Source organism: Pradoshia sp. Z3_51 (assembly GCF_058215915.1).
Genome location: NZ_JBZAJC010000011.1, coordinates 69,964 through 91,390 on the forward strand (window position 1 = coordinate 69,964; position 21,427 = coordinate 91,390).

At 36.4% G+C, this 21,427-nt stretch carries 17 protein-coding genes and 6 tRNA genes; 2 read left to right on the forward strand and 21 right to left on the reverse strand.

Translation table 11 applies throughout. From position 1 onward, the window contains the following. Positions 1-14 precede the first annotated feature (14 nt). Both AC4BHA_RS16015 and AC4BHA_RS16020 read left to right on the forward strand, forming a co-directional pair. Positions 15-1,493, forward strand: coding sequence for an amino acid permease (locus tag AC4BHA_RS16015; protein WP_490558911.1), 1,479 nt, complete (start codon positions 15-17; stop codon positions 1,491-1,493). Positions 1,494-1,809: 316 nt separating this feature from the next. After that, positions 1,810-2,496: a YoaK family protein gene (locus tag AC4BHA_RS16020; protein WP_066102813.1), complete on the forward strand. Its 687-nt coding sequence runs from the start codon at positions 1,810-1,812 to the stop codon at positions 2,494-2,496. 139 nt (positions 2,497-2,635) lie between these two features. Here the strand turns inward: AC4BHA_RS16020 and AC4BHA_RS16025 are convergent, their stop codons facing one another. From AC4BHA_RS16025 to AC4BHA_RS16125, 21 genes are all read right to left on the reverse strand, one after another. Then, entirely contained in the window at positions 2,636-3,151 is a 516-nt protein-coding gene (locus tag AC4BHA_RS16025) for a gamma-glutamylcyclotransferase family protein (protein ID WP_490558912.1), read from the reverse strand. Then, positions 3,151-3,792 (reverse strand): pyroglutamyl-peptidase I, encoded by a 642-nt coding sequence (pcp, locus tag AC4BHA_RS16030; RefSeq protein ID WP_066102816.1) that lies wholly within the window; start codon positions 3,790-3,792, stop codon positions 3,151-3,153. The genes AC4BHA_RS16025 and pcp overlap by 1 nt, the downstream gene beginning before the upstream one ends. Positions 3,793-3,822: 30 nt before the next feature. Then, positions 3,823-4,752: a DUF979 domain-containing protein gene (locus AC4BHA_RS16035; RefSeq protein WP_066102819.1), complete on the reverse strand. Its 930-nt coding sequence runs from the start codon at positions 4,750-4,752 to the stop codon at positions 3,823-3,825. Beyond that, the gene (locus tag AC4BHA_RS16040; protein WP_066102823.1) at positions 4,752-5,444 is read right to left on the reverse strand and encodes a DUF969 domain-containing protein; all 693 of its coding nucleotides are present in this window, start codon (positions 5,442-5,444) and stop codon (positions 4,752-4,754) included. The genes AC4BHA_RS16035 and AC4BHA_RS16040 overlap by 1 nt, the downstream gene beginning before the upstream one ends. 304 nt (positions 5,445-5,748) lie before the next feature. Then, positions 5,749-7,371: an aspartate 4-decarboxylase gene (gene aspD / locus AC4BHA_RS16045; protein ID WP_490552300.1), complete on the reverse strand. Its 1,623-nt coding sequence runs from the start codon at positions 7,369-7,371 to the stop codon at positions 5,749-5,751. Positions 7,372-7,671: 300 nt separating this feature from the next. After that, positions 7,672-9,171, reverse strand: coding sequence for a xylulokinase (xylB, locus tag AC4BHA_RS16050; RefSeq protein WP_490552302.1), 1,500 nt, complete (start codon positions 9,169-9,171; stop codon positions 7,672-7,674). Between the two features lie 66 nt (positions 9,172-9,237). Further along, positions 9,238-10,569 carry a xylose isomerase gene (gene xylA, locus AC4BHA_RS16055; RefSeq protein WP_148631200.1) on the reverse strand — a complete coding sequence of 444 codons (1,332 nt, stop codon included), beginning with the start codon at positions 10,567-10,569 and terminating at the stop codon, positions 9,238-9,240. Between the two features lie 330 nt (positions 10,570-10,899). Then, entirely contained in the window at positions 10,900-12,411 is a 1,512-nt protein-coding gene (arfA, locus tag AC4BHA_RS16060; protein ID WP_490558913.1) for an arabinosylfuranosidase ArfA, read from the reverse strand. 59 nt (positions 12,412-12,470) lie between these two features. Then, on the reverse strand, positions 12,471-12,728 hold the full coding sequence (locus AC4BHA_RS16065) for a hypothetical protein (protein WP_066102841.1): 258 nt from the start codon (positions 12,726-12,728) through the stop codon (positions 12,471-12,473). A gap of 245 nt (positions 12,729-12,973) precedes the next feature. Then, the gene (locus tag AC4BHA_RS16070) at positions 12,974-13,633 is read right to left on the reverse strand and encodes a DUF624 domain-containing protein (RefSeq protein ID WP_066102844.1); all 660 of its coding nucleotides are present in this window, start codon (positions 13,631-13,633) and stop codon (positions 12,974-12,976) included. 26 nt (positions 13,634-13,659) lie between these two features. After that, the gene (locus AC4BHA_RS16075) at positions 13,660-14,502 is read right to left on the reverse strand and encodes a carbohydrate ABC transporter permease (RefSeq protein WP_490552308.1); all 843 of its coding nucleotides are present in this window, start codon (positions 14,500-14,502) and stop codon (positions 13,660-13,662) included. Further along, the gene (locus AC4BHA_RS16080) at positions 14,502-15,443 is read right to left on the reverse strand and encodes a carbohydrate ABC transporter permease (protein WP_217491074.1); all 942 of its coding nucleotides are present in this window, start codon (positions 15,441-15,443) and stop codon (positions 14,502-14,504) included. Before AC4BHA_RS16080 ends, AC4BHA_RS16075 begins: the two co-directional genes overlap by 1 nt. A 91-nt stretch (positions 15,444-15,534) precedes the next feature. Further along, positions 15,535-16,878, reverse strand: coding sequence for an ABC transporter substrate-binding protein (locus tag AC4BHA_RS16085; RefSeq protein ID WP_066102853.1), 1,344 nt, complete (start codon positions 16,876-16,878; stop codon positions 15,535-15,537). A 1,103-nt stretch (positions 16,879-17,981) separates the two neighbouring features. Next, entirely contained in the window at positions 17,982-19,247 is a 1,266-nt protein-coding gene (gene codA / locus AC4BHA_RS16090; protein WP_490558914.1) for a cytosine deaminase, read from the reverse strand. Next, positions 19,231-20,505 carry a cytosine permease gene (codB, locus tag AC4BHA_RS16095; RefSeq protein WP_490558915.1) on the reverse strand — a complete coding sequence of 425 codons (1,275 nt, stop codon included), beginning with the start codon at positions 20,503-20,505 and terminating at the stop codon, positions 19,231-19,233. The genes codA and codB overlap by 17 nt, the downstream gene beginning before the upstream one ends. A gap of 382 nt (positions 20,506-20,887) precedes the next feature. Beyond that, a tRNA-Leu gene (locus AC4BHA_RS16100) sits at positions 20,888-20,969 on the reverse strand. 7 nt (positions 20,970-20,976) lie between these two features. Next, positions 20,977-21,050 (reverse strand) — tRNA-Cys (locus AC4BHA_RS16105). A gap of 8 nt (positions 21,051-21,058) precedes the next feature. Further along, positions 21,059-21,133, reverse strand: a tRNA-Gly gene (locus tag AC4BHA_RS16110). 7 nt (positions 21,134-21,140) lie between these two features. Beyond that, positions 21,141-21,215, reverse strand: a tRNA-Gln gene (locus AC4BHA_RS16115). Between the two features lie 52 nt (positions 21,216-21,267). Continuing rightward, positions 21,268-21,343 (reverse strand) — tRNA-His (locus AC4BHA_RS16120). Positions 21,344-21,352: 9 nt separating this feature from the next. Continuing rightward, positions 21,353-21,426: transfer RNA gene (locus tag AC4BHA_RS16125), tRNA-Trp, on the reverse strand. Position 21,427 lies beyond the last annotated feature (1 nt).

The following is a 21,427-nucleotide window of genomic DNA, read 5'->3' on the forward strand; positions in this document are numbered from 1 at the left end:
AAAGAGGCATAATAATGGAACCTGCCATTAAAGAAGCATCACCTATATATAAACGTAAAAAGAAAAGAAAATTAAAAAGAGATTTAAAAACCAGGCATTTAACAATGATTTCTCTCGGCGGAACGATTGGTACGGGATTATTTCTGGCTAGTGGAAATACAGTTCATGCTGCCGGTCCTGGCGGTGCCCTTGTTGCCTTCGCAATTGTTGGTATAATGGTATATTTTTTAATGACAAGTCTGGGAGAGATGGCCGCACATATGCCCGTTGCGGGATCATTCAGTATCTATGGAGAAAAGTTCGTCGATCCTGCCTTTGGCTTCGCACTTGGCTGGAATTACTGGTATAGTTGGGCAGTCACGATTGCAGCAGAGCTATCAGCGATTGTGTTAATAATGAAGTTTTGGTTTCCTGATAGCCCTTCAGCATTATGGAGTGGATTATTTCTTCTCATTATTTTTCTACTAAACGCTCTCTCTGTTAAAAGCTTCGGAGAGTCAGAATATTGGTTCTCATTAATAAAAGTAATTGCCATTATTGTTTTTATTGGTACAGGTGTCTTGATGATATTTGGAATTATGGGCGGAGAAGCCATTGGATTCAAGAATTTCACAGTTGATGATGCACCTTTTAATGGAGGAATCATGGCTATATTAGGAGTCTTTATGGTCGTTGGTTTTTCATTTCAAGGGACAGAGCTTATTGGGATTACGGCCGGAGAAAGTAAGGAACCAGCAAAAACTATTCCTAAAGCTGTAAATTCAGTTTTTTGGAGGATTTTAATTTTCTTTATTCTTTCTATCTTAATCATCGGTTTAGTGATTCCCTATACTACTCCGGACCTTGCTGCTACCGATAGTGTCGTAAAAAGTCCTTTCACTCTTCTATTTGAGCGCGCTGGCATTGCCTTTGCTGCATCTGTTATGAACGCAATCATCCTGACCGCCATTCTTTCAGCAGGTAACTCAGGAATGTATGCAGCAGCCCGAATGCTATGGAACTTAGCAGAAAGAGGACATGCTCCAAAATTCCTTGGAAAATTAAGCAAAAAAGGTGTACCCATCAATGCCTTAATTGCTACTGGCCTGGTTGGCTGTCTGGCATTTTTAAGTTCATTTTTTGGAGATGGTGTGGTTTATGTCTGGCTCATTAATGCAGCCGGTTTATCTGGGTTTATTGCCTGGCTTGGCATCGCCATTAGCCACTATCGTTTTCGCAGAGCATATGTGGCTCAGGGATATGATGTAAATGATCTTCCTTATAAAGCAAAATGGTTCCCGTTCGCACCGCTCGCTGCTGCCACACTATGTACCCTGATCATACTTGGCCAAAATACCGATGCCTTATTTGGCGGTACTATAGATTGGTACGGTTTATTAGTATCCTATATCAGTCTTCCGCTATTTCTAATTTTGTGGTTTGGATATAAATATAGTAAGAAAACAAAAGTTGTTTCTCTAAAAGAAATGAATGTAAAGAAAATTAAAGCCTAAAAAGAATGAAGAACCTCTAGTTACTAATGGAGGTTCTTCATTCTTTGCAAAGATAACTCCCTCTATTTCATCTCCCCTCTTCCTCGAGCAAACGGTCTAATAGTGCGTAATAAATCATTTACATTCTTTAGTAGCAGTTAGCTTCTCCGTCCATCTAAAATGCAAAAAAATCGCATCCGTTTCCTCATCCACTTATTTTTCGGATAATGACATTCAAGATTTTTTGAATAATCTAAGTAGGTATGTGGAATCATTTTCATAAAAGCCACGTTCTCTTCCTTTTTGCTAAAAATGGGCTGGTCGTAAGGAGATATATATGGAACATAGAATAAGAAAATTTCTTTCATTATCAGCTAATTCCTTAGTTATGGGAATGATCCTGGCATTAGTAGGTGGGTTTTTAGATGCTTATACATACGTTACAAGGGACGGAGTTTTTGCAACTGCACAAACAGGAAATACCGTTTTATTTGCGGTGAGAGCAGCCAGCACAAAATACGGTGCAGCCATTCAGAATGTACCGCCTTTTTTAGCTTTTATTGCCGGCGTGTTAACAGCCGAATACATCAAAGACAAACACGATATGCATAGACGAGCAGTTTTAATACTGGAGTGTGTCATTTTATTTATTGTCGGTTGGTTACCAGGAAGTGTACCGAATATGATTGTCACTATGAGCATTGCCTTTGTATCCTCCCTGCAAATCGCTACCTTTAACAAATTGGAAAATTGGAGCTACAATTCAACCATCACAACCGGAAATCTGCGAACTGCCTCTTCAGCTTTTTACGGCGCCTTTATAGATCGTGATTCAGAATCAAAAAGAAAATTTAAAGGGTTTTCCGCCATTATACTCTCCTTTATTTTTGGTGCATTAGTTGGGACCTATTCCAGTATTCATATGGGGAACACAGCCATCTGGATAGCAGCCAGTATTATCCTGCTCACCGTTATTTTATATCATAAAAATAAAGGATTTATGGAGGACAATAATACCTCCTGACCTAATGAAAAATGCTAGTTTTCAACACCTTACCAAGAGATAGGGTTAGGTGAAATTCTTTAATTCCAGATCAAAAAACAAAAAAAGAAAAACAGCTGCTTTTACACAGCTGTTTAATACTCGGATTACATTAGAAAGCTCAGCTATAAACATAGCTTTCTCGCATTTCTTCTTTAGCCATCCCGATTAAAATATTCTTATTTGGAGAAAGCTCTTTTTGTAAATTTCCACTTATCATGTATTCTTTCCAATCACCATGCGGAATATAAATGGTACTACTCTCAAAAATTGAATCTTTGTCTTTGTTATAGAAATAAACAAAACATTTTTCTTTATGATGGGTATGAAGATTTTCTACTTCCAGCACTACTTTATGGTATTCATTTTCGGGATTATTTTCACTAATGTATCCCTCCATCTCATCCATTGCCTTCATTGTATCCTCGTAACAATCTTCTTTTATGACCATGATTTCTCCCCATACTACATCTTCACCAAATGTAATAGCAGGATAACCTTTATACGGCATATGATATAATTTCATATTTTCTAATTTGGCTTCTTTTTTCTCAATGACCTTATTAGCTAAATACTTATTATAATTGAAAAACCCTTCCCGTAAGCTTCCATAAACAAAAAGATTGATCCGACTCATTAACAAATCTCTCCGCCAATTGCTTTTATATCTTCGTCATAGATAACACAAGCTTCAATAGCCAGTTCCAAGCCCTTTACAATATCATTTAACGACATAAACGGAGTATTTTTCTTATCCATCACTTGAGAAGTCATATAAGGGATGTGAATAAATCCACCTTTTATATTTGGATACTTCTTATCAATCATGTAAAGAATTCCGTACATTACATGGTTACATACAAATGTTCCGGCTGTATTTGATAACGTTGCCGGGATTCCATTTTCACTCATATGTTTAACCATAGCTTTTACTGGTAAGTTTGAGAAATAAGCAGGTTGACCATCCGGTTGGATAACTGCATCAATTGGTTGATTACCTTCGTTATCTTTAATTCTATAATCATCCAGGTTAATAGCAACTCTTTCAGGAGTTATATCAAATCTTCCTCCTGCCTGCCCTACTGATATGACAATATCCGGCTTGTGCTGTTCTATTGCATTCTCTATTGCTTCAACAGATTTATTTTGAACTGTCGGTATAATGACCTTAATAACCTCTGCTCCTGCGATTTTGTTGTTTACCATTTTAACAGCTTCTTCAGCTGGGTTTACTGGCTCTCCTCCGAATGCATCAAATCCAGTTATTAATACTTTCATAATTTATTCTCCTATTGTAAGTTTTTTATCTTAAAATCCCCAAATATACATCATAAATATATGAACAACTAATAATGTTAAAGCGATTGGAGCTTGTGCCTTTATGACTGAATTCTTATCTTTTAGTTCAAGCAATGCAGCTGGTAACATATTGAAGTTTGCAGCCATAGGTGTAATTAATGTTCCACAGTATCCAGCTGTTAATGCCAGAGTTCCACAGATAAGGGGGTCTCCGCCTATAGCAAATACAAACGGAACACCGATTCCAGCCGTTATTACAGCAAATGCGGCAAATGCATTACCCATGATAGCTGTAAATAAAGCCATACCTACACAATAAGTTGCTACACCTACCAATGCATTACCTGTTGGGATCACATTCGAAATAATCGATGCAATCTTATCGCCTACACCCGCTGTCGTAAATAATACGCCTAATGAAGCTAATAATTGAGGCAGAATCGCAAATGCTCCAATTGATTGATACATTCTATTTGTATCCTCTAATAGCTCTTTAGAAGTAGCTTTAGTTAATATAAACGTTAATACTAATGCTATTGTTGATGCTATGCCAATCGCTACCGTTCCAGGGAAACTTGTAAATTGAGCCACAAGCATGGCTATAACTGCGATAGACAGTGATGGGATGAAAATTTTCAAGCCTAATTTTTCTGCTTTTAAGTTAGCGAATGTCTCATCTAATTGTTTTAACGTTCCAATATTTATTTGCTTAGTTGCCGATAATACAGCGATAACAACTACTAAAATACCTACTATCGTACTTGGAATATAGTTTCCAAGTATGAAAATTACGGCTAGTATTCCCCAAAACATAGCTGTACCGATTCTTGTTTTGTGGTTTTTATCCTTTAAAGTAAATACCATGGTAACTCCCATGAATAAACCGATTATAATATAAAAGAGTTCTAATAAAAGATTAGAGATTTGTGTTATATCCATTATTGTTCACCTCGTCCTTCTCCATTTTTACTAGAATATTTTTGCGTCATTTTTCTATCGAATAATAAATTTTGAGCAGTCCAGAATATGAATGCAATAACGGCAACTGGTACTGAAACTTTCGCTACTTCAAGTGTATCTACCTGCATGCCTAGCCCTTCCAGTGTAGATGCAATTAAAAGTACACCAGAATTTGCGATGAATACATTTTGCGCAAAGAAATTACCGATATTATCAGATGCTGCTGAGTATGATTTTATTTTTTCAATATCTTTTTCGTCGACCTTATCTCCGTATTTAGCAACGGCTGCACCTTCTGCCATTGGGCTTACTAAAGGTCTAACAAATTGTGGGTGTCCACCAAGTGTTACGCCCATACCAATCGTTACTTCTCTTATAAACGTATAACCACTCAGTAATTTTCCTACTGATAAACTGCTTGCTTTTTTAATAAGCATAACTGCCTTGGCTTTTAATCCGTATCTTTCACTCAACCCTATAACAGGAATGGTAATCAAAAATAAACAAGTTACTCTATTTGATACAAATGCTTCTCCAAGTGTATTAAGTATATCTACGATATTCATGTTTGCCACAAGTCCAGTCGAAATACCTGCTACAACAACTACTGCAATGGTATCTAACTTTAGTGCAAATCCTATTATTATAATCAAGATCCCTAATAGTTCCATTACTACTCTCCTATTCTAACATTTTAGTTATTCTACAATAATTTCTAATTATATAGTCATCTTTTAACATTGTAAATAACATGTACAACTATACTTCAACATTTTAATCTGGTAAAGGAGTAAAATATGGTTATTATCAATAATAAATAGTAGCAATGAAATGACAGAATATTAAATAACTTAAAAAGCCTTGCTACATAAATTTCGTAGCAAAGCCTCGACCATTATTATACAGGAATAATTATATTCCGTCTGATGATACCTAAATAGCATTAGTAAAATCTCTGGAATTAGGCACTTAAATTTAAATATGGCCCATTTTCTTTTTCCATTCCATCACATAATTTTCTAGTACATTTTTTAGTTCTTGGCCAATTTGTAAGTAGTCTTCATCATTTAGATTAGCAAGAGATACACGAATGGACCATACTGGTGCTGAAAATCCTTCGCCGCTTAATAATACAATCGATGAGTTTTCTGCTAGGCGATATAAAATATCAACCGGGTTATAATTCTTTTTCAGGTAATCGGTGAACCCTTTATCAAAGTGATGATTACACCAGATTTCCAAATCGATTTCTGTATAATAATCTGCATCATTAGGCAAATGTTTCTTAGGTAAACCGAGACCTTTGTATAATAAATTCATCCTCCGGTGTAAAATGTCCATAGTTTTTTTCTTGTATTCATTATTGGTATCGAGCATTGCAAAAATTGAAAATAAAGCCATTTGTACTTGTTGCGGTGTCGATAATCCAGCTGTGTGATTCATCGCAACGGCTCTGCTATCTGCAACTATTCGATCGATAAACGTAAGACTTTCTGGATTCCGTGTAAGCGAAGCGTATCTTTTATGTAGAACCTCCTTCGTTTCTTCTGGTAAATCATCGACTAATTTATCAAAGACATTGGATCGATTTATGGAAATCGTCCCTAATCGCCAGCCTGTCACACCAAAATATTTAGAAAATGAATAGACCCCAATTGTATTGAATGGTAAATCCACCATTAAGGAACGGAACCCTTCAACAAAAGTACCATATACATCATCTGAAATTATCATAAGATTTGGATTATCTTGTTTCACGATTTGTATGATTTTTTCTGTGGATTTCTTTTCCAAAGAAACTGAAGGCGGATTGCTCGGATTTACTAAAAAAAGTGCTTTAATGTCCGTATCTTTTAATTTTTCTATTTCTTCATCAGGGTATTGCCATGTATGCTGTCCTTCATTGTTTAATTCGGTTGCTTCAATTTTCACAAGTTCGTAATCATTGTTAGGAAGCTCTGGAATCTCTATATAAGGCGGAAAAATTGGAACCATCACCGCAATCTTAGATCCTTTGGGCAGCAAATAATTTTTAAATAACGTATCAAATATATAACACATCGCTGCCGTTGCTCCTTCAACAGCAAATAAATCAAACGGACCAGCCGACGAATCACCATTACATAGCTCTTTAATTAAAAAATCATGTACAACCTGTTCAGTTCTAACAAGCATTCGATCCGGAATCGGGTAATTATCACCAATAATTCCATCTACTAATTCATAGACCCATGTATCTGGCTCAAACTGTTTATTTTTGATACCGTATTGAATAATTTCTTTCAGCAAATGAATTCCTGGAATTTGTCGATTGGCCTCAACATATTTATTAAAACGTTCTGCAATTCCTATCCGACTTGGCATCCCCGCTAAATTGCCATCATCCCATACTTGCCTCGATTCTGTAACAGCGAATTGCCCTAAAGCAAAAAACGCTTCTCGAGGTGTCGCTGCAATCCAATTAGGATTCCCCCGTCCTGCATCCAGCATAGTTCTAGTGATTCTCATTTTTCCTTTTGCAAGATCAATGAGCTTATCTTTTAACTCAAACGGACTTATTTTCTCCAATTGATGACTTTCCTTTTTTAGTTCATCCATCAAGATCCTCCTAATAAACTGCTAAAACCATATAAAAAGTATTCCACAAGTACACGTGGAATATAATCGAACTCATTTATTTCTCTCATTAACAGAATATTGAGGGACCTATAAAAATTTAATAACGGTTAGAACTTTCTCTCTCATTACAAAAAAATCTGACCTATTAATCAAAAAAATAAGTCAGATTTAATAGTCCGACTTATTTTACGAATATTATTTACTTTTTACTAGCAGTTAGAAAAGGATTACAACATCACCTTTGGCACTTCAAAACCCAAATAACACCATTACCATTAATTATTTTCTATATTCTTCAAGTTGCTCATTAAGCCCCTTCGTTTGAGTATATACCTGTTGATATACCTTAAATAATCGCTTATACGTCTCGACATTTTCTTGAATCGGATCATAGGATTTTGCAACTTGAATAAAATGATGGGCACATTCGTTTAATGAAGCAAACCAACCGCATCCATACGCTGCAAGCATCGCCGCTCCCATTCCTGGACCTTGCTCGCTTGTCAGTCTTTCAATTTTCGTATTGAAAATATCCGCTTGCATCTGCAGCCATGTGTCATTTTTGGCACCGCCGCCAATAGAGATTATTGAATTAATCGTCTTACCATTTTCCCTGAAAATTTCAATTGATTCGTTTAGAGAGAACGTTATCCCTTCCAGAACCGCACGGGCAAAATATTTCCGATCATGAGATGCATCAACGCCAATAAAGCTACCGCGAATAGTGGCATCTGCGTGTGGTGTTCTTTCACCGACAATATATGGCGTAAATAATAGACCATTGCTGCCTGCAGGTACTTCTTCCACTCCAGCCAAAAATTGATCAAAATCTTCTTGCTTCGCGAACGTTTCCTTAAACCAGCTTAAGCTATAGCCAGCCGCAAGCGTCACACCCATTGTATAGTAAGCATTTTCTTCACCATGATTAAAATAGTGAACTTTCCCATTAAAATCTTGGTCATTTCTTTCTTCATAAGATAGTACGACACCAGAGGTACCAATGCTTGCTAACGTTTTTCCTGGTGTTAAAATTCCGGAACCAATCGCACCGCATGCATTATCAGCTCCGCCTGCAAACACTTTTACCGCTTCAGTCAATCCTGTTTTTTGGGCAAATTCAGCTGTTACTGTACCTACGAAATCATGTGATTCCACTAATGGTGGGCAAAAATCAGAGGATAGACCAAATGCCGCCAATACTTCCTGGCTCCATTCCCGTTCCGCCACATTCAGTAATAGCGTTCCTGCAGCATCGGAGTAGTCCATATGGATATTTCCAGTTAGACGGTAGCGTAAATAATCCTTTGGGAGCACAAATAATCTGGCACGTTTGAAAATGTCTGGTTCATTTTCTTTTACCCAGAGAATTTTAGGCAGGGTAAAGCCTTCTAATGCAGGGTTTTTCGTTACTTCTAATAAACGTTTACTCCCCATAACATCGTATATTTCCTGACATTGCCTTGTCGTTCTCGTGTCATTCCATAAAATTGCATTTCTTAAGACTTGATTATCTTCATCTAGTAAAACTAAACCATGCATCTGACCCGAGAAACTGATCCCCTCGATATCATTTACATCTCCATCGAACTGGTGAATTAATTCCGCTATTCCTGCTGTTGTTTTTTCAACCCATTCTTCCGGGTTTTGTTCACTGTAACTAGATTTTTCAATAATAAGCGGATATGACTTTGCTACTTCCATACATACGTCTCCACGCTGATTCACCAGTAAGATTTTCACTGCACTTGTTCCGAGGTCTACACCAATAACATATTTCATCCTTATCATCCTTTTCTAAAAAAAGTGCTGGAGGAAAGGCTTCCAGCACTTTGTAAGATTAATAGATTAAACGTGTACGCTTGATAGTGTTTCTAATAAATATTGGTTGATGATGGCTTTCAGGCGCTCTGTTCTTCCAGATGTGTTCTTAATCTCAGTTAATTGAAGAGCATACTTTTCTAATTCACGGAAGTTGGTTCTGCCCTCAACGATATCTAAGCCAACGCCTTCTTGATAGCTGCTATAGCGTTCCTCAACAAAGCTATCTAAAGCTTTATCTTCAATAAGCTTGTTTGCTACCTTTAATCCAATAGCAAATGCATCCATACCAGCGATGTGGGCATGAAAAAGATCCTCTGGCTCAAATGAACCCCGTCGTACTTTTGCATCGAAGTTTAAACCACCTTTGCCTAAACCTCCATTTTTCAATATTTCATACATTGCTAATGTATTAGAATAAAGATCAGTCGGAAATTCATCTGTATCCCATCCAAGGAGTGTATCCCCCTGGTTTGCATCCACTGATCCAAGCATTCCATTGATACGAGCTGTTCTTAACTCATGCTCAAATGTATGGCCAGCAAGAGTTGCATGGTTAGCTTCAATATTGAACTTGAAATAATCTGTCAGATCATATTTTTGCAAGAAAGCCATACTAGTCGCCACATCAAAATCATATTGGTGTTTTGTAGGTTCTTTAGGTTTTGGCTCAATCAAGAAAGGAACATTCAAACCGATTTCTTTCGCATAGTCAACTGCCATATGGAAGAAGCGAGCCAAGTTATCTTGTTCAAGCTTCATGTCCGTATTTAGGAGTGTTTCGTAGCCTTCACGACCGCCCCAAAACACATAGTTTTCAGCGCCAAGTTCCTTCGCTACTTCTAAGCCTTTTTTTACTTTCGCAGCTGAATAGGCAAATACATCAGCATTTGGAGAAGTGGCAGCACCATGTACATAACGAGGATTTGTGAACATATTTGCTGTATTCCAAAGCAACTTTGTTTTACTTGTTTTCATGTATTCCTGAATCATTGCTACGATAATATCCTGATTTTCATTTGTTTCTTTTAATGTGCTTCCTTCTGGAGCGATATCTACATCATGGAAAGCAAAATAAGGAACATTTAATTTTTCAAAGAGTTCAAATGCCGCTTCCACACGGGCTTTTGCTAAATCTAAACCTTTGAGATTATTCCATGGGCGAATCGCTGTACCAACACCAAATGGATCTGTTCCATCTGCTGTGAACGTGTGCCAATAGGTAACTGAGAATCGGAGAATATCTTCCATTGTTTTTCCATTTATCATTTCTTCTGGATTATAATACTTAAATGCTAAAGGATTTTTAGATGAAGCGCCTTCATATTGGATTTTATTAACAGTTTCGAAATAAGCCATTGTGGCATGCCTCCCAAATTTTTTAGGTTTCAGATCGTTTATGTAAATGCTTACAAAATATGAGTCTCTAAATTCTTAATCTGCAACCTGTATTAATTAGCATTGTAGCACTTTATACTTTGTTTGTCTAATAGATAAACAAAGTATACAACAAAATTAGCTGTCTAATTGAGAAAATGTAGAAATACTTCTTTCTTCTATCGATCTTGTTTTAAATCCACAACTCTCACTCAATTTGTGAACAGCTATAAAGTACTTACTTGCTTCAAATAATACTAGATAAGCAGGCATATTTTCTAATATATTAAAAAAATATGCCATACTTTATAATTATCTCTGTTTTGCTAAACGAATTACGTTCCATGACAAGTTCGGCAGAATGGTTATTACCTTACCATTCTCACATTTTGCATTCCCATTGGAATGTGGTTTTACTGTCTCTTTATGTGCTGAATTGGTTTGTTTAATATTTTCATTTTCTAGAACAATATGCTCGATTACTTCATATTCATTAAAATTACGTATATCTACCTCTAGCTCCAAAACTTCTTCAAGATGACGATTAACCGCAAAAATAGTTAATGTATCTTCCTCATCATTATAAACCGCTGTAGACTCTAAATATGGAACGTCCGTAAAATCTTTACTATCGTATTTATCACTAGTAATAATCGGATTTAACGAAATACCCCGTCCATAAACGGAAGTATGCATATAAGGATAGAATATAGTTTGCTTCCAAGCAGGTCCGTTATTTTCTGTCATAATCGGCGCAATGACATTCACTAACTGCGCAAGACAGGCAATTTTAACTCGATCCGCATGCTTCAGCAACGTAATCAACATGCATCCAACTAAGAGCGCATCTTCAAAAGTATATATATCCTCTAATTGAGGAGGCGCAATACTCCAAGGTTCAATCTGTTTATCCTGCTCATTACTGTGATACCAAACGTTCCATTCGTCAAAAGATAGATTTATAGTTTTCTTACCACGTTTTTTCGCCTTAATATAATCAACAATGGCGACAACTGATTTTATGAAATCATCCATTTCTAAAGATAAAGCTAAATAATTGGATAGGTCATTGTCTCGATTCCCATAATACTGATGAAGAGAGATGAAATCAACATGGTCATATGTATAATCTAATACCGTTGCTTCCCAATCAGCAAATGTAGGCATCGCTCTATGCGAACTTCCACATGCTACCAATTCGATGCTTGGATCTACCCACTTCATCACCTTTGCTGCTTCCTGAGCTATTCTTCCATATTCAGCAGCGGTCTTATGTCCAATTTGCCAAGGACCATCCATTTCATTGCCAAGACACCATGTCTTTATATTATAGGGTTCTTTTACACCATGCGAGATGCGCAAATCACTATAATAAGAGCCTCCAGGATGATTGCAATATTCCACTAAATTTCTAGCTGCATCAATTCCCCTCGTACCTAAATTAACAGCCATATTTACATCTGCATTCACCAATTTAGCCCATTTCATAAATTCATTGGTACCCATTTCATTTGTTTCTGTAGTACTCCATGCAAGATCTAAGCGGTTTGGGCGTTTTTCTTTAGGACCCACACCATCCTCCCAATTATAGCCGGAGACAAAATTCCCTCCAGGATATCGGACTAACGGCACTTTTAGTTCTTTTACTAATTCTAGAACATCCTTTCTAAAGCCATTTTCATCTGCCTGAGGATGAGTAGGCTCATAAATACCTCCATATACAGCTCTGCCTAAATGTTCAATAAATGAACCATATATACGATTATCAATTTCAGCGATTTTAAAATCTTTCTCTAGAATCATTTTTGCTTTATTGGCTGCCATTTACAATCCCTCCATTTTGTTTGTACTAGCCTAACTTATATAAGTACAATATGTTCAAATCAGATCGTTATCATTGCCCATTTTGATTCCCTTGGGTACGGACAAGTCTGACTTTTAAATTTCGCTTGATAATGAATGATTGACCGGCTGTAAGAACAGGTTGTCCCATATTGAAAAGAAGAACATTGTTTGCATATTTCTACCCTTGCTTTATATAATTCATCGGATACAATATTGAACTTATTTAAATCTGCTTCCTTAATTAAAGATTGAATATGATCTTCACTGACTTTGATACTTCCTGAACAGCTTTTCAAATATTTCTCCTATTCATTCTTTCACCTCTTTCAATCTCTACCGTAACGATCGACATGAAATGTCAGTTGTGATAATTTTCGTATTCGCTCAATCCTCCTCCAATTTCTAAATGCTTTCTGGTTTTAAACGATAGATCGGATCATTTCACTTTTAACTCACATTCATAAATTGCCGAATCCCTCACTAAGAGCCATATTTCTTCAACAGATTTCTGTAATATGCATGATAGTATTCTTCAATCTATTTATTGAACATATTTCATTTCAATCTGTAGTAACACATTTCTCACTAACAAGACAGTACACGCTGCAAACATCGGGACTCCCCAAAATATCGCAAAGTTGCCAAAATATTTAAACGATTGATACAGGATAAAGATTAATATAACAATAGATAAAGATTGTACCGGGCGATTGATGACTAAATAAAGGGAGTATTTTATAATGTCTCTCATCCTGATAATGAAGCGGCTATATAGAATGAGTGAATAGACATAACTAATCATTGATAAAAGAAGGATTAAAAATAACATAGGTAACAAATATGCGCCTTTTTCGTTGGAGGCCAGAAAATCAATATCTGCACACAAAATCAGTATTAATACACTGTATGGAATCCATAGTTTTAAGGAATCTTTGAAATCTTTCTTATAGTAATAGAAATATTTTCTCACGACCCTAATTTCAGTTTCAAAAAGCATTTTAAAAATAGTTTGGAATATCGCCCCCATTGTTGGGCCAATTAACAAAAAAGCAATTAAATATAAGGGAAGTGTAATTAAGTGGAATTTTACAAATAGCAATAAAAAAATCAGAATACCACTCGTTAACAAAGCACAAATACCTACCACAAATAAACTCCAGACAATATTTGTAGTTTTGATTAAAAAGCTTTTATTTGCCATCAAAAAACACCTCATTTACTGACACTTCAACCTTTTACCCCACCAACAGTCATTCCTGATATAAAAGATTTTTGATTGAATAAGAATAATATAAGTATAGGAATAATAGACATGATCGAGCCCGAAAAGACGATATCATAGTTATTACCATATGGTGTCATTGCAGTTAATAACCCTGCAGGTATAACCAAATTCTCATCTGACCTCATAACAATCAATGGCCAAAGAAAATTATTCCAAGCTCCCATGGAAGTCATAATAGTCATTGCTCCAAAAGCCGGTTTCATCATCGGTACATATATTTGCGAGAAAATACGAAATTCTCCCGCCCCATCTATTCTAGCGGCCTCAGCATAATCATTTGGAATCCCAATTGCATATTGCCTAAAGAAAAACACTGTAGCAGGCGGAACTATTCCTGGTAATATCACCCCTGCGTATGTATCCATTAAGCCTAAATTTGTAACTAGCTTATATAACGGAATTAATAAAATATCACCCGGAACCATCAACATAATCAAGACAAGCATAAAAATAAAATTTCGGCCTCTAAAACGATATTGTGCCAAACCATAACCTACCATTGAACAAAAAATCAGTACTAAAACTGTTTGTATAATTGTTATTAGTGCACTATTTTTAAACCAGGATAGAAATATACCATTATTATTAGTAAACAATTTTCCATAGTTACTAAAGTTGATACTGGATAAATCTATATGTATATTTAAACCCTGTGCAAAAATATCTGAGGATTCTTTAAAGGAGGAGACTAACATAAACCAAAAAGGAATCAGTATAATAAATCCGATAACACTAAGTAATAGGGTTGTGATCAGGGTTGATACTCTTTTTTTGGCCTTCATCATTAATCCTCCTTAAATAAGCCTCTTACTGAAACTTGAATCAAATTTATTGCAACCACAATCACAAACATTATTACTCCAAGCGTACATGCATACCCGAAATCCCCATCGCTAAAGGCTGTTTTGTAAATATATGTTAAGAAAGTTGTTCCAATATTATCTGGAGACTGTGCTCCCCAATACACATAAGTTTCATTAAATAATGAAAAGCCTGCGAGTATAGATATAGTTAAAACATAAGTAGTAATTGGTTTAATCATTGGCAATGTTATACTTTTAAATTTATCCCATTTACTTGCGCCATCAATTTCAGCGCATTCATACAACTCCCGTGGGATATTTTGTAACCCAGATAAAAAATAAATCATATTTACACCAAGCCATCTCCACACACATACTATTACAAGTGCAAACATAGCTGTCCCTGAATTATTAAGCCAATCAATCGGACCTATGTTAAGGTAACTAAGCCAACTGTTGAATACTCCAGTAGGTTCTTTGCTGAAAGCAAATTTAAATACCAGCCCTACAATTACCGTAGATGTTAATACTGGTATAAAGAAGATTGATCTAAAAAAATATTTATATTTAGTATTTTTATTATTCATCACTATAGCCAGCAAGAGTGGTAATGGAATTAAAATTAAAATAGTCCAAAATGTATACCTGGTAACGTTCCATAAAGCTTTGTAAAATACAGGGTCTGTAAACAACCGCTTATAATTCTCTAAACCTATAAATGTCGTTTCATCGAAACCTGAGATTCTTTGGAAACTCATAATAATCGAATTTATAAAAGGGTATAAAGAAAACACTAAAAATACAATAATAAACGGGGAAACAAATAGATATGGAGCTACCTTCTGCATATTTATTTTCTTTTTTTCTCTTTTTAATGGATTTTTGCTCTTTGGACTTATTTGTGCCGTAATATCGTTCGTCATCTTCATTCCCCCTTATCCCTCTTCATACAAAAATGTTATCCAACAAATTAAGAAGAGAATGTTCCCTCCTTAATTTGTTAGATTACAAACATTATTTACCTGCTTTAATTCGTTTATTGGCAGATTTATCAACAGCATCCAAAGTTTTTTGTACGTCCGCCTGTTTAGTCATCATTTTTGGCATACCATTCGTGAGTAACTCATCAATAATAATCGGATAACTATTATGGGTAAAACTTAATGTTCCTACCTCATCCTTCAATACTGCCATTTGTTTAAAAATATCAGTTCCGAAATAATCTGTGTATTTGTTCGGTTTTTCCATTTCAGGACTCAGCCATACATCTGATCGAATTGGATCAAAACCAAGTATTGTCCAAGTCTTAATAGATCCTTCTTCACTGGCCTTGGATTCAACTACAAATTTCTTAAGTAAATCTTTATCATGCGCTTGATTTGTGACAACTGTAGCTGTTCCTCCAAGTCCCGCCGAACGGAGATCTCCCTCTTTAAATATTGGTAAACCCTGGATTTTTATTTTTCCGCTTAATTTAGGCATAAAGCTTACCATACGACTCATATACCACGCTGGCATGACCACTGAAGCATACTTACCTTTATTAAAGGCTGCATAATATTCTTCAACATCTTGATGGCCGCCTTCTGCCGTTTTAGCAATTTTATGTTTGTAGACCATATCTTGAAGAGTTTGTACAGCAGTTACACTGGCTTCCTCGGATAAAATAGACTTATCATCTCTTACCATATCTGCTTTCTGTTGAGCAACCATTGCCGTATATACAAATTGGGAACTTGTTTCTACAGAAGTCATATATATACCCGTCTTTTCTTTAACCACTTTCCCTGCTTCCACATAGTCATCCCAAGTTTTAATAGTGGATGGATCTACCCCCGCTTTTTTCATGATATCCATATTGTAATAAACAAGAGTTGTCCCTACATGATAATCCAGACCATAGACTTTGCCATCTACCGTATAATTATCTGTGCGTCCTTTTACTAAGTTTTCATTATATGGTTCTACTTCATTTGTAATATCTTCAAATGGAGGCTTGTTTGTTTTCGTATATTTAGCGAATTGTCCAATCTCGACGTCCGCGATATCTGGAGCACCATTACCAGAATTTAATGCTACCTGTAACTTTTGATTCATCTGATCAAAAGGAAGAACATTTATTTTTAAATTAATTTGTTCATCAGGATGATTTTTATTCCAGGTTTCAGCTGCATCTTTCCAATAATCAGCATGTACTTGTACAAATGTCCACATGGTATATTGAGCTTTTCCATCTTTTGTTTTAGCATCAGAAGGGGAGTCACCTGAACTACAGCCAGCCAATGAAAAGGACAAAACCAGTATTAATGCCAAAACAAGAGTCATTATCTTACGTTTACCAGCACTTAACACGCTCATTCTATACACCTCAATTTTTATGGTTTATACTCATTTGAACCTAGTCAATCCTTTAAATTACAAGTTATTTATAACCTCCTTTAGTCTTTTACTCTTTTAAAACAAGCTCTATTATTGTAAGCGCATTCATTTTTTACCATCATATTCCACTCGTTTGTACAAGTCAACTTACTTTTTTAATATTTTGAATATTAAACAAACAACTCGGTAAATAACGTTCCATTCGATTACTACTAATCATGCGGATAGTGAGTAAATGTCCAACATTCATATACCTTACTCATCGTCAATTAATCTGAATTCAGTTACGAACATAATTAAAACTATTATTTTCCATTTTATAATGCGAGAGAATCCTTCATTTTGATAAAATATAATTATAAAATCGTTCATTAAGGAAGATATGAAAAACATAACTTCTATGAATCAATCTCAATTAGAAAGAAAATTTCTAAGATCATCGATAAGAATTTTGATTATGGAGTCTTTTTCTCCTATGGACCTACAGGAAGTGGTGGATATCCCACTGTAGTTGCTTTTATAAAAATTGAAAGCGAACTAAGCAGGAAAGAATTATATATTTACTATTATGAAAATACATTACCAGAAAATGATGAGGTTAAATTTGAAATATATTTTGAGGATAATCAGAAAAAGAGAGAGGTTGATGGGAAAGTCTATTATGAACGTAGTGGAGGCCCTGGTTCTTTATCATCTGAGGTAACAAAAGGAGAAAAAACTAAAGCCATCATACAAATCAAAAAAGAATTCAGCCATCCATCCCACTCAATATTCGGAAAAAAAGCTAAGAATTTGCCCTTGGCTTTTTTATATTACATTAAGATTAACCTACCTGCTTCGAGGATTTTCCATAATCCGGAAGATAGCACTACGTTTCATATATAAATTTCGTTTTTTGATAACTCCCGTGTTTAATTTCATTTTCGAACTTTCTCTTATGTTTCAGAGCCATTTATGTATCTTTTAACCGCTTCAATACGTTGTTCATCATATACATTCACTCAAAAAATCCCCTGAAGAGGTAAATCCGTGTCTACCGTTTCAGGGGCAGTTCATTAACTGATGATAGTCTTCACTTTTACTTACATAAAGGTAATGTTCTTTTGATCTTGCAGAAAAATGTTCGTCTCACGAGGCTTCGTTTCAGCAATCACTTTACCGTTTCGAACAGAGTATAGAATCTCTGCTTGCAGGCGAAGGGCATGGTAACCATCTTCCGCATTCAGCACAACGAAGTTTGCTGGATTTCCTTCAGCAATACCGTAATTTTTAAGGTTCAATGCTTTAGCACTATTACCAGTCACAAAACGTAAACTGTTTGCAATATCACTATAGCCCATTAACTGTGAAGCATGTAAGCCCATATGCAATACTTGGAGCATATTCCCGTTTCCGATTGGATACCAAGGATCCATAATATCATCATGACCGAAGCAAACATTTAATCCGTTTTGATCAAGCTCTTTTACGCGTGTTAAGCCACGACGTTTTGGATACGTGTCAAAACGCCCCTGCAGATGAATATTCACTAATGGATTTGCTACGAAATTCAATTCTGCAAGTCTAAGTACACGCATTAATTTATATGCGTAGGCATCATTGTAAGATCCCATTGCCGTCGTATGACTTGCTGTAACACGACCTTGGTACTCATTCATAATCGTTTCACGTGCTACAACTTCCACATGCCGAGACTGCTCATCATCAATTTCATCACAATGAATATCAATCGGCTTGTCATATTTCATGGCCAATTTAAAAATCTCGCGAACCGATTGAACTCCGTCTTCACGCGTAAATTCAAAGTGAGGGATGCCCCCAACAATATCAGCACCCATTTTTAAGGCTTCCTCTACCAGCTCCAACCCATTTGGATAAGATATTAGACCTTCCTGCGGGAAAGCGACAATTTGTAAATCAACAAAGTCTTTCATTTCTGATTTCACTTCAAGCATAGCTTCTAATGCTACTAAAGAAGGATCCGTTGTATCGACATGTGTACGCACAGCACCTATTCCGTTAGCAATTTGCCAGCTAAGGGCTTTCTTTGCACGCTCTTTTACATCCTCTTTTGTTAAGGAATCTTTGCGTTCAGACCAACATTGAATACCTTCAAATAAAGTCCCACTTTCATTCCAACGTGGTTGGCCTGCCGTTAAGGCAGTATCCAGATGAATATGCGGCTCAATAAATGGTGCACAAACCATCTTTCCGCTTAGATCGAGTGTTTCACAGCTGTCAAATTCATTTGTACCAGCTTTAACAATCTTTACAAACGTACCATTTTCTATTAGTAAATCCCAAAGACCTTCTCGTCCAAAGATCGAAGCATTAGCCCACTTTTTCATAATAGCATCCTGCCTCCTCTTCCCTGTCGGTAACAACTGTTGTTTTCATTAGCTTAACAGCAACTACATAAACAATTCCTGTAATCAATAATGTGTTTAGTGAAGCGATTCCCGGCAATGTTAACCCCGAGATGACACCAACAGCCCATGCAATGATGGCTGGAACATGTACTTTTGCAATGTTTGCCTGCTCATACTGAATATATTGTCTTTTTTGGATAAAGAAGAAATCCACAATAATAATTGATCCAATAGCCGGCAGAGTGGATCCCAGGAATGTCAGCCAGCTTGTGAAATTGTTATAAAGAACGATGGCAAATACCGTACCAATCGTACCGTTCATCATAACCATAAATACCTTTGGCTTCTTGAACATAGTTGCAAAACCAAGTCCAGATGCGTACAGGGAGTTATCGTTTGTTGTCCAAATGTTTAATCCGAGCACTAAAACAGCCGGCAATAGTAAGCCTTGTGAAATCATTACATCTGAAATATCATTGTGACCGGTTGCTATTACACCAATCGCACCAAATAGGAACATTAATGTATTTCCTAAGAAAAAGGCAATGACAGTTGTTGTTACAGCATGTTTTCCTGATTTTGCATAGCGTGCAAAGTCGGGTGTTAATGTACCACCACTAATGAATGAACCGATTGTAATCGTTAAAGCTGCTGCTAATGTTAAGGAAGTTTCAGGTTTATAAGCAATGAGCGCTTCCATTCCTCCCATATCTGAAATGGCCATTCCCGCACTTGTTGATCCAAAAATCGCAATAGCCGGTACAGCGATAAAACTTAAGATTGTTAAAGCTTTCATACCGAAATAAGCAGTTGCTGTCATTAAAATCCCAGTAATGATGACAATCGGTACTAGTGGAAGGCCAGTTAATTTAGAAACCGGATAGGCAAACATTCCTAGTCCTACACCAAACCATCCGACTTGGGTTGCTGATAACATGAATGAAGAGATATATGCTCCTTTTTCACCAAAACTATATTGTGCCAGTAAGTGAGTCGATAATCCTGTTTTTGCTGCAATATAACTTAATGCACCGGTAAATGCTCCTAATATAAGGTTTCCTAATAAGATGACACCAATCAACTGCATAAATGTTAATCCTTCACCTAATGATCCACCAGCCCACATACTTGCTGAATAGAATGTGAAGCCAAGCATAACAACAAGCATTTTCAGAAAGCTGTTACGTTTTGCTTCAGGTACTGATTGAAATGAAAAATCTTTGTCTTTTAATTGCATTTTGTTTCCTCCCAAGTTATTAGTCTTGGTGAGCAAAAAAAACCACTTGCCATAAAGTGACAAGTGGAAGGTGTCAGAAATAACCGTATTATTCACACAATAATATATTATGTGTATAAATACGTTCTCCAAACAAAGTATCGCCCACCTTGTCAGCCTCTCTGGACTGCTCTTAAAGGTTCTCAATTTAAATTAAATCTATATTAACAGATTATCTTAGATAGTCCAATGGTAATTGATGGAGGGATTTGAAGGGAATGTATAAAGATTCCGGTATCTATTTCGATTTGCTACTCTTATACAAAAAAAGACTCCCAAATGTTTTAATTCAACATTTGGGAGTCTTTTTAATGATTAATCTTGGCAAGAATTAATCTAATGATACCGGTGGTCGGGGTCGAACCGACACTCCTTACGGAACACGATTTTGAGTCGTGCGCGTCTGCCAATTCCGCCACACCGGCAAGATTTTGGAGGCGGCAACCGGATTTGAACCGGTGATAAAGGTTTTGCAGACCTCTGCCTTACCACTTGGCTATGCCGCCAAATTTGTTGGAGCGGAAGACGGGGCTCGAACCCGCGACCCTCACCTTGGCAAGGTGATGTTCTACCACTGAACTACTTCCGCATTAAGTTGGCTGGGCTAGCAGGATTCGAACCTACGAATGACGGAGTCAAAGTCCGTTGCCTTACCACTTGGCTATAGCCCAACAATTAAATTTATTAGTTAGTATAAGCTATTATTCGAGTTTAATCTAAAAATGGGGCGACTGATGGGAATCGAACCCACGAATGTCGGAACCACAATCCGATGCGTTAACCACTTCGCCACAATCGCCATATTTATTGGCAGGGGCAGTAGGAATTGAACCCACACTGGAGGTTTTGGAGACCTCTGTTCTACCTTTAAACTATGCCCCTA

Bases quoted from the DNA above. Each gene is read 5' to 3' on its own strand.
- pcp (WP_066102816.1), bottom strand. From the start codon at position 3,792: ATGAAAGTATTAATAACTGGATTTGATGCATTCGGAGGAGAGCCAGTA.
- aspD (WP_490552300.1), bottom strand. From the start codon at position 7,371: ATGGATGAACTAAAAAAGGAAAGTCATCAATTGGAGAAAATAAGTCCG.
- AC4BHA_RS16020 (WP_066102813.1), top strand. From the start codon at position 1,810: ATGGAACATAGAATAAGAAAATTTCTTTCATTATCAGCTAATTCCTTA.
- AC4BHA_RS16015 (WP_490558911.1), top strand. From the start codon at position 15: ATGGAACCTGCCATTAAAGAAGCATCACCTATATATAAACGTAAAAAG.
- xylA (WP_148631200.1), bottom strand. From the start codon at position 10,569: ATGGCTTATTTCGAAACTGTTAATAAAATCCAATATGAAGGCGCTTCA.
- AC4BHA_RS16075 (WP_490552308.1), bottom strand. From the start codon at position 14,502: ATGATGAAGGCCAAAAAAAGAGTATCAACCCTGATCACAACCCTATTA.
- codB (WP_490558915.1), bottom strand. From the start codon at position 20,505: ATGCAATTAAAAGACAAAGATTTTTCATTTCAATCAGTACCTGAAGCA.
- AC4BHA_RS16085 (WP_066102853.1), bottom strand. From the start codon at position 16,878: ATGAGCGTGTTAAGTGCTGGTAAACGTAAGATAATGACTCTTGTTTTG.
- arfA (WP_490558913.1), bottom strand. From the start codon at position 12,411: ATGGCAGCCAATAAAGCAAAAATGATTCTAGAGAAAGATTTTAAAATC.
- AC4BHA_RS16080 (WP_217491074.1), bottom strand. From the start codon at position 15,443: ATGACGAACGATATTACGGCACAAATAAGTCCAAAGAGCAAAAATCCA.
- AC4BHA_RS16040 (WP_066102823.1), bottom strand. From the start codon at position 5,444: ATGGAACTATTAGGGATCTTGATTATAATAATAGGATTTGCACTAAAG.
- AC4BHA_RS16035 (WP_066102819.1), bottom strand. From the start codon at position 4,752: ATGGATATAACACAAATCTCTAATCTTTTATTAGAACTCTTTTATATT.
- AC4BHA_RS16025 (WP_490558912.1), bottom strand. From the start codon at position 3,151: ATGAGTCGGATCAATCTTTTTGTTTATGGAAGCTTACGGGAAGGGTTT.
- codA (WP_490558914.1), bottom strand. From the start codon at position 19,247: ATGAAAAAGTGGGCTAATGCTTCGATCTTTGGACGAGAAGGTCTTTGG.
- AC4BHA_RS16070 (WP_066102844.1), bottom strand. From the start codon at position 13,633: ATGGCAAATAAAAGCTTTTTAATCAAAACTACAAATATTGTCTGGAGT.
- xylB (WP_490552302.1), bottom strand. From the start codon at position 9,171: ATGAAATATGTTATTGGTGTAGACCTCGGAACAAGTGCAGTGAAAATC.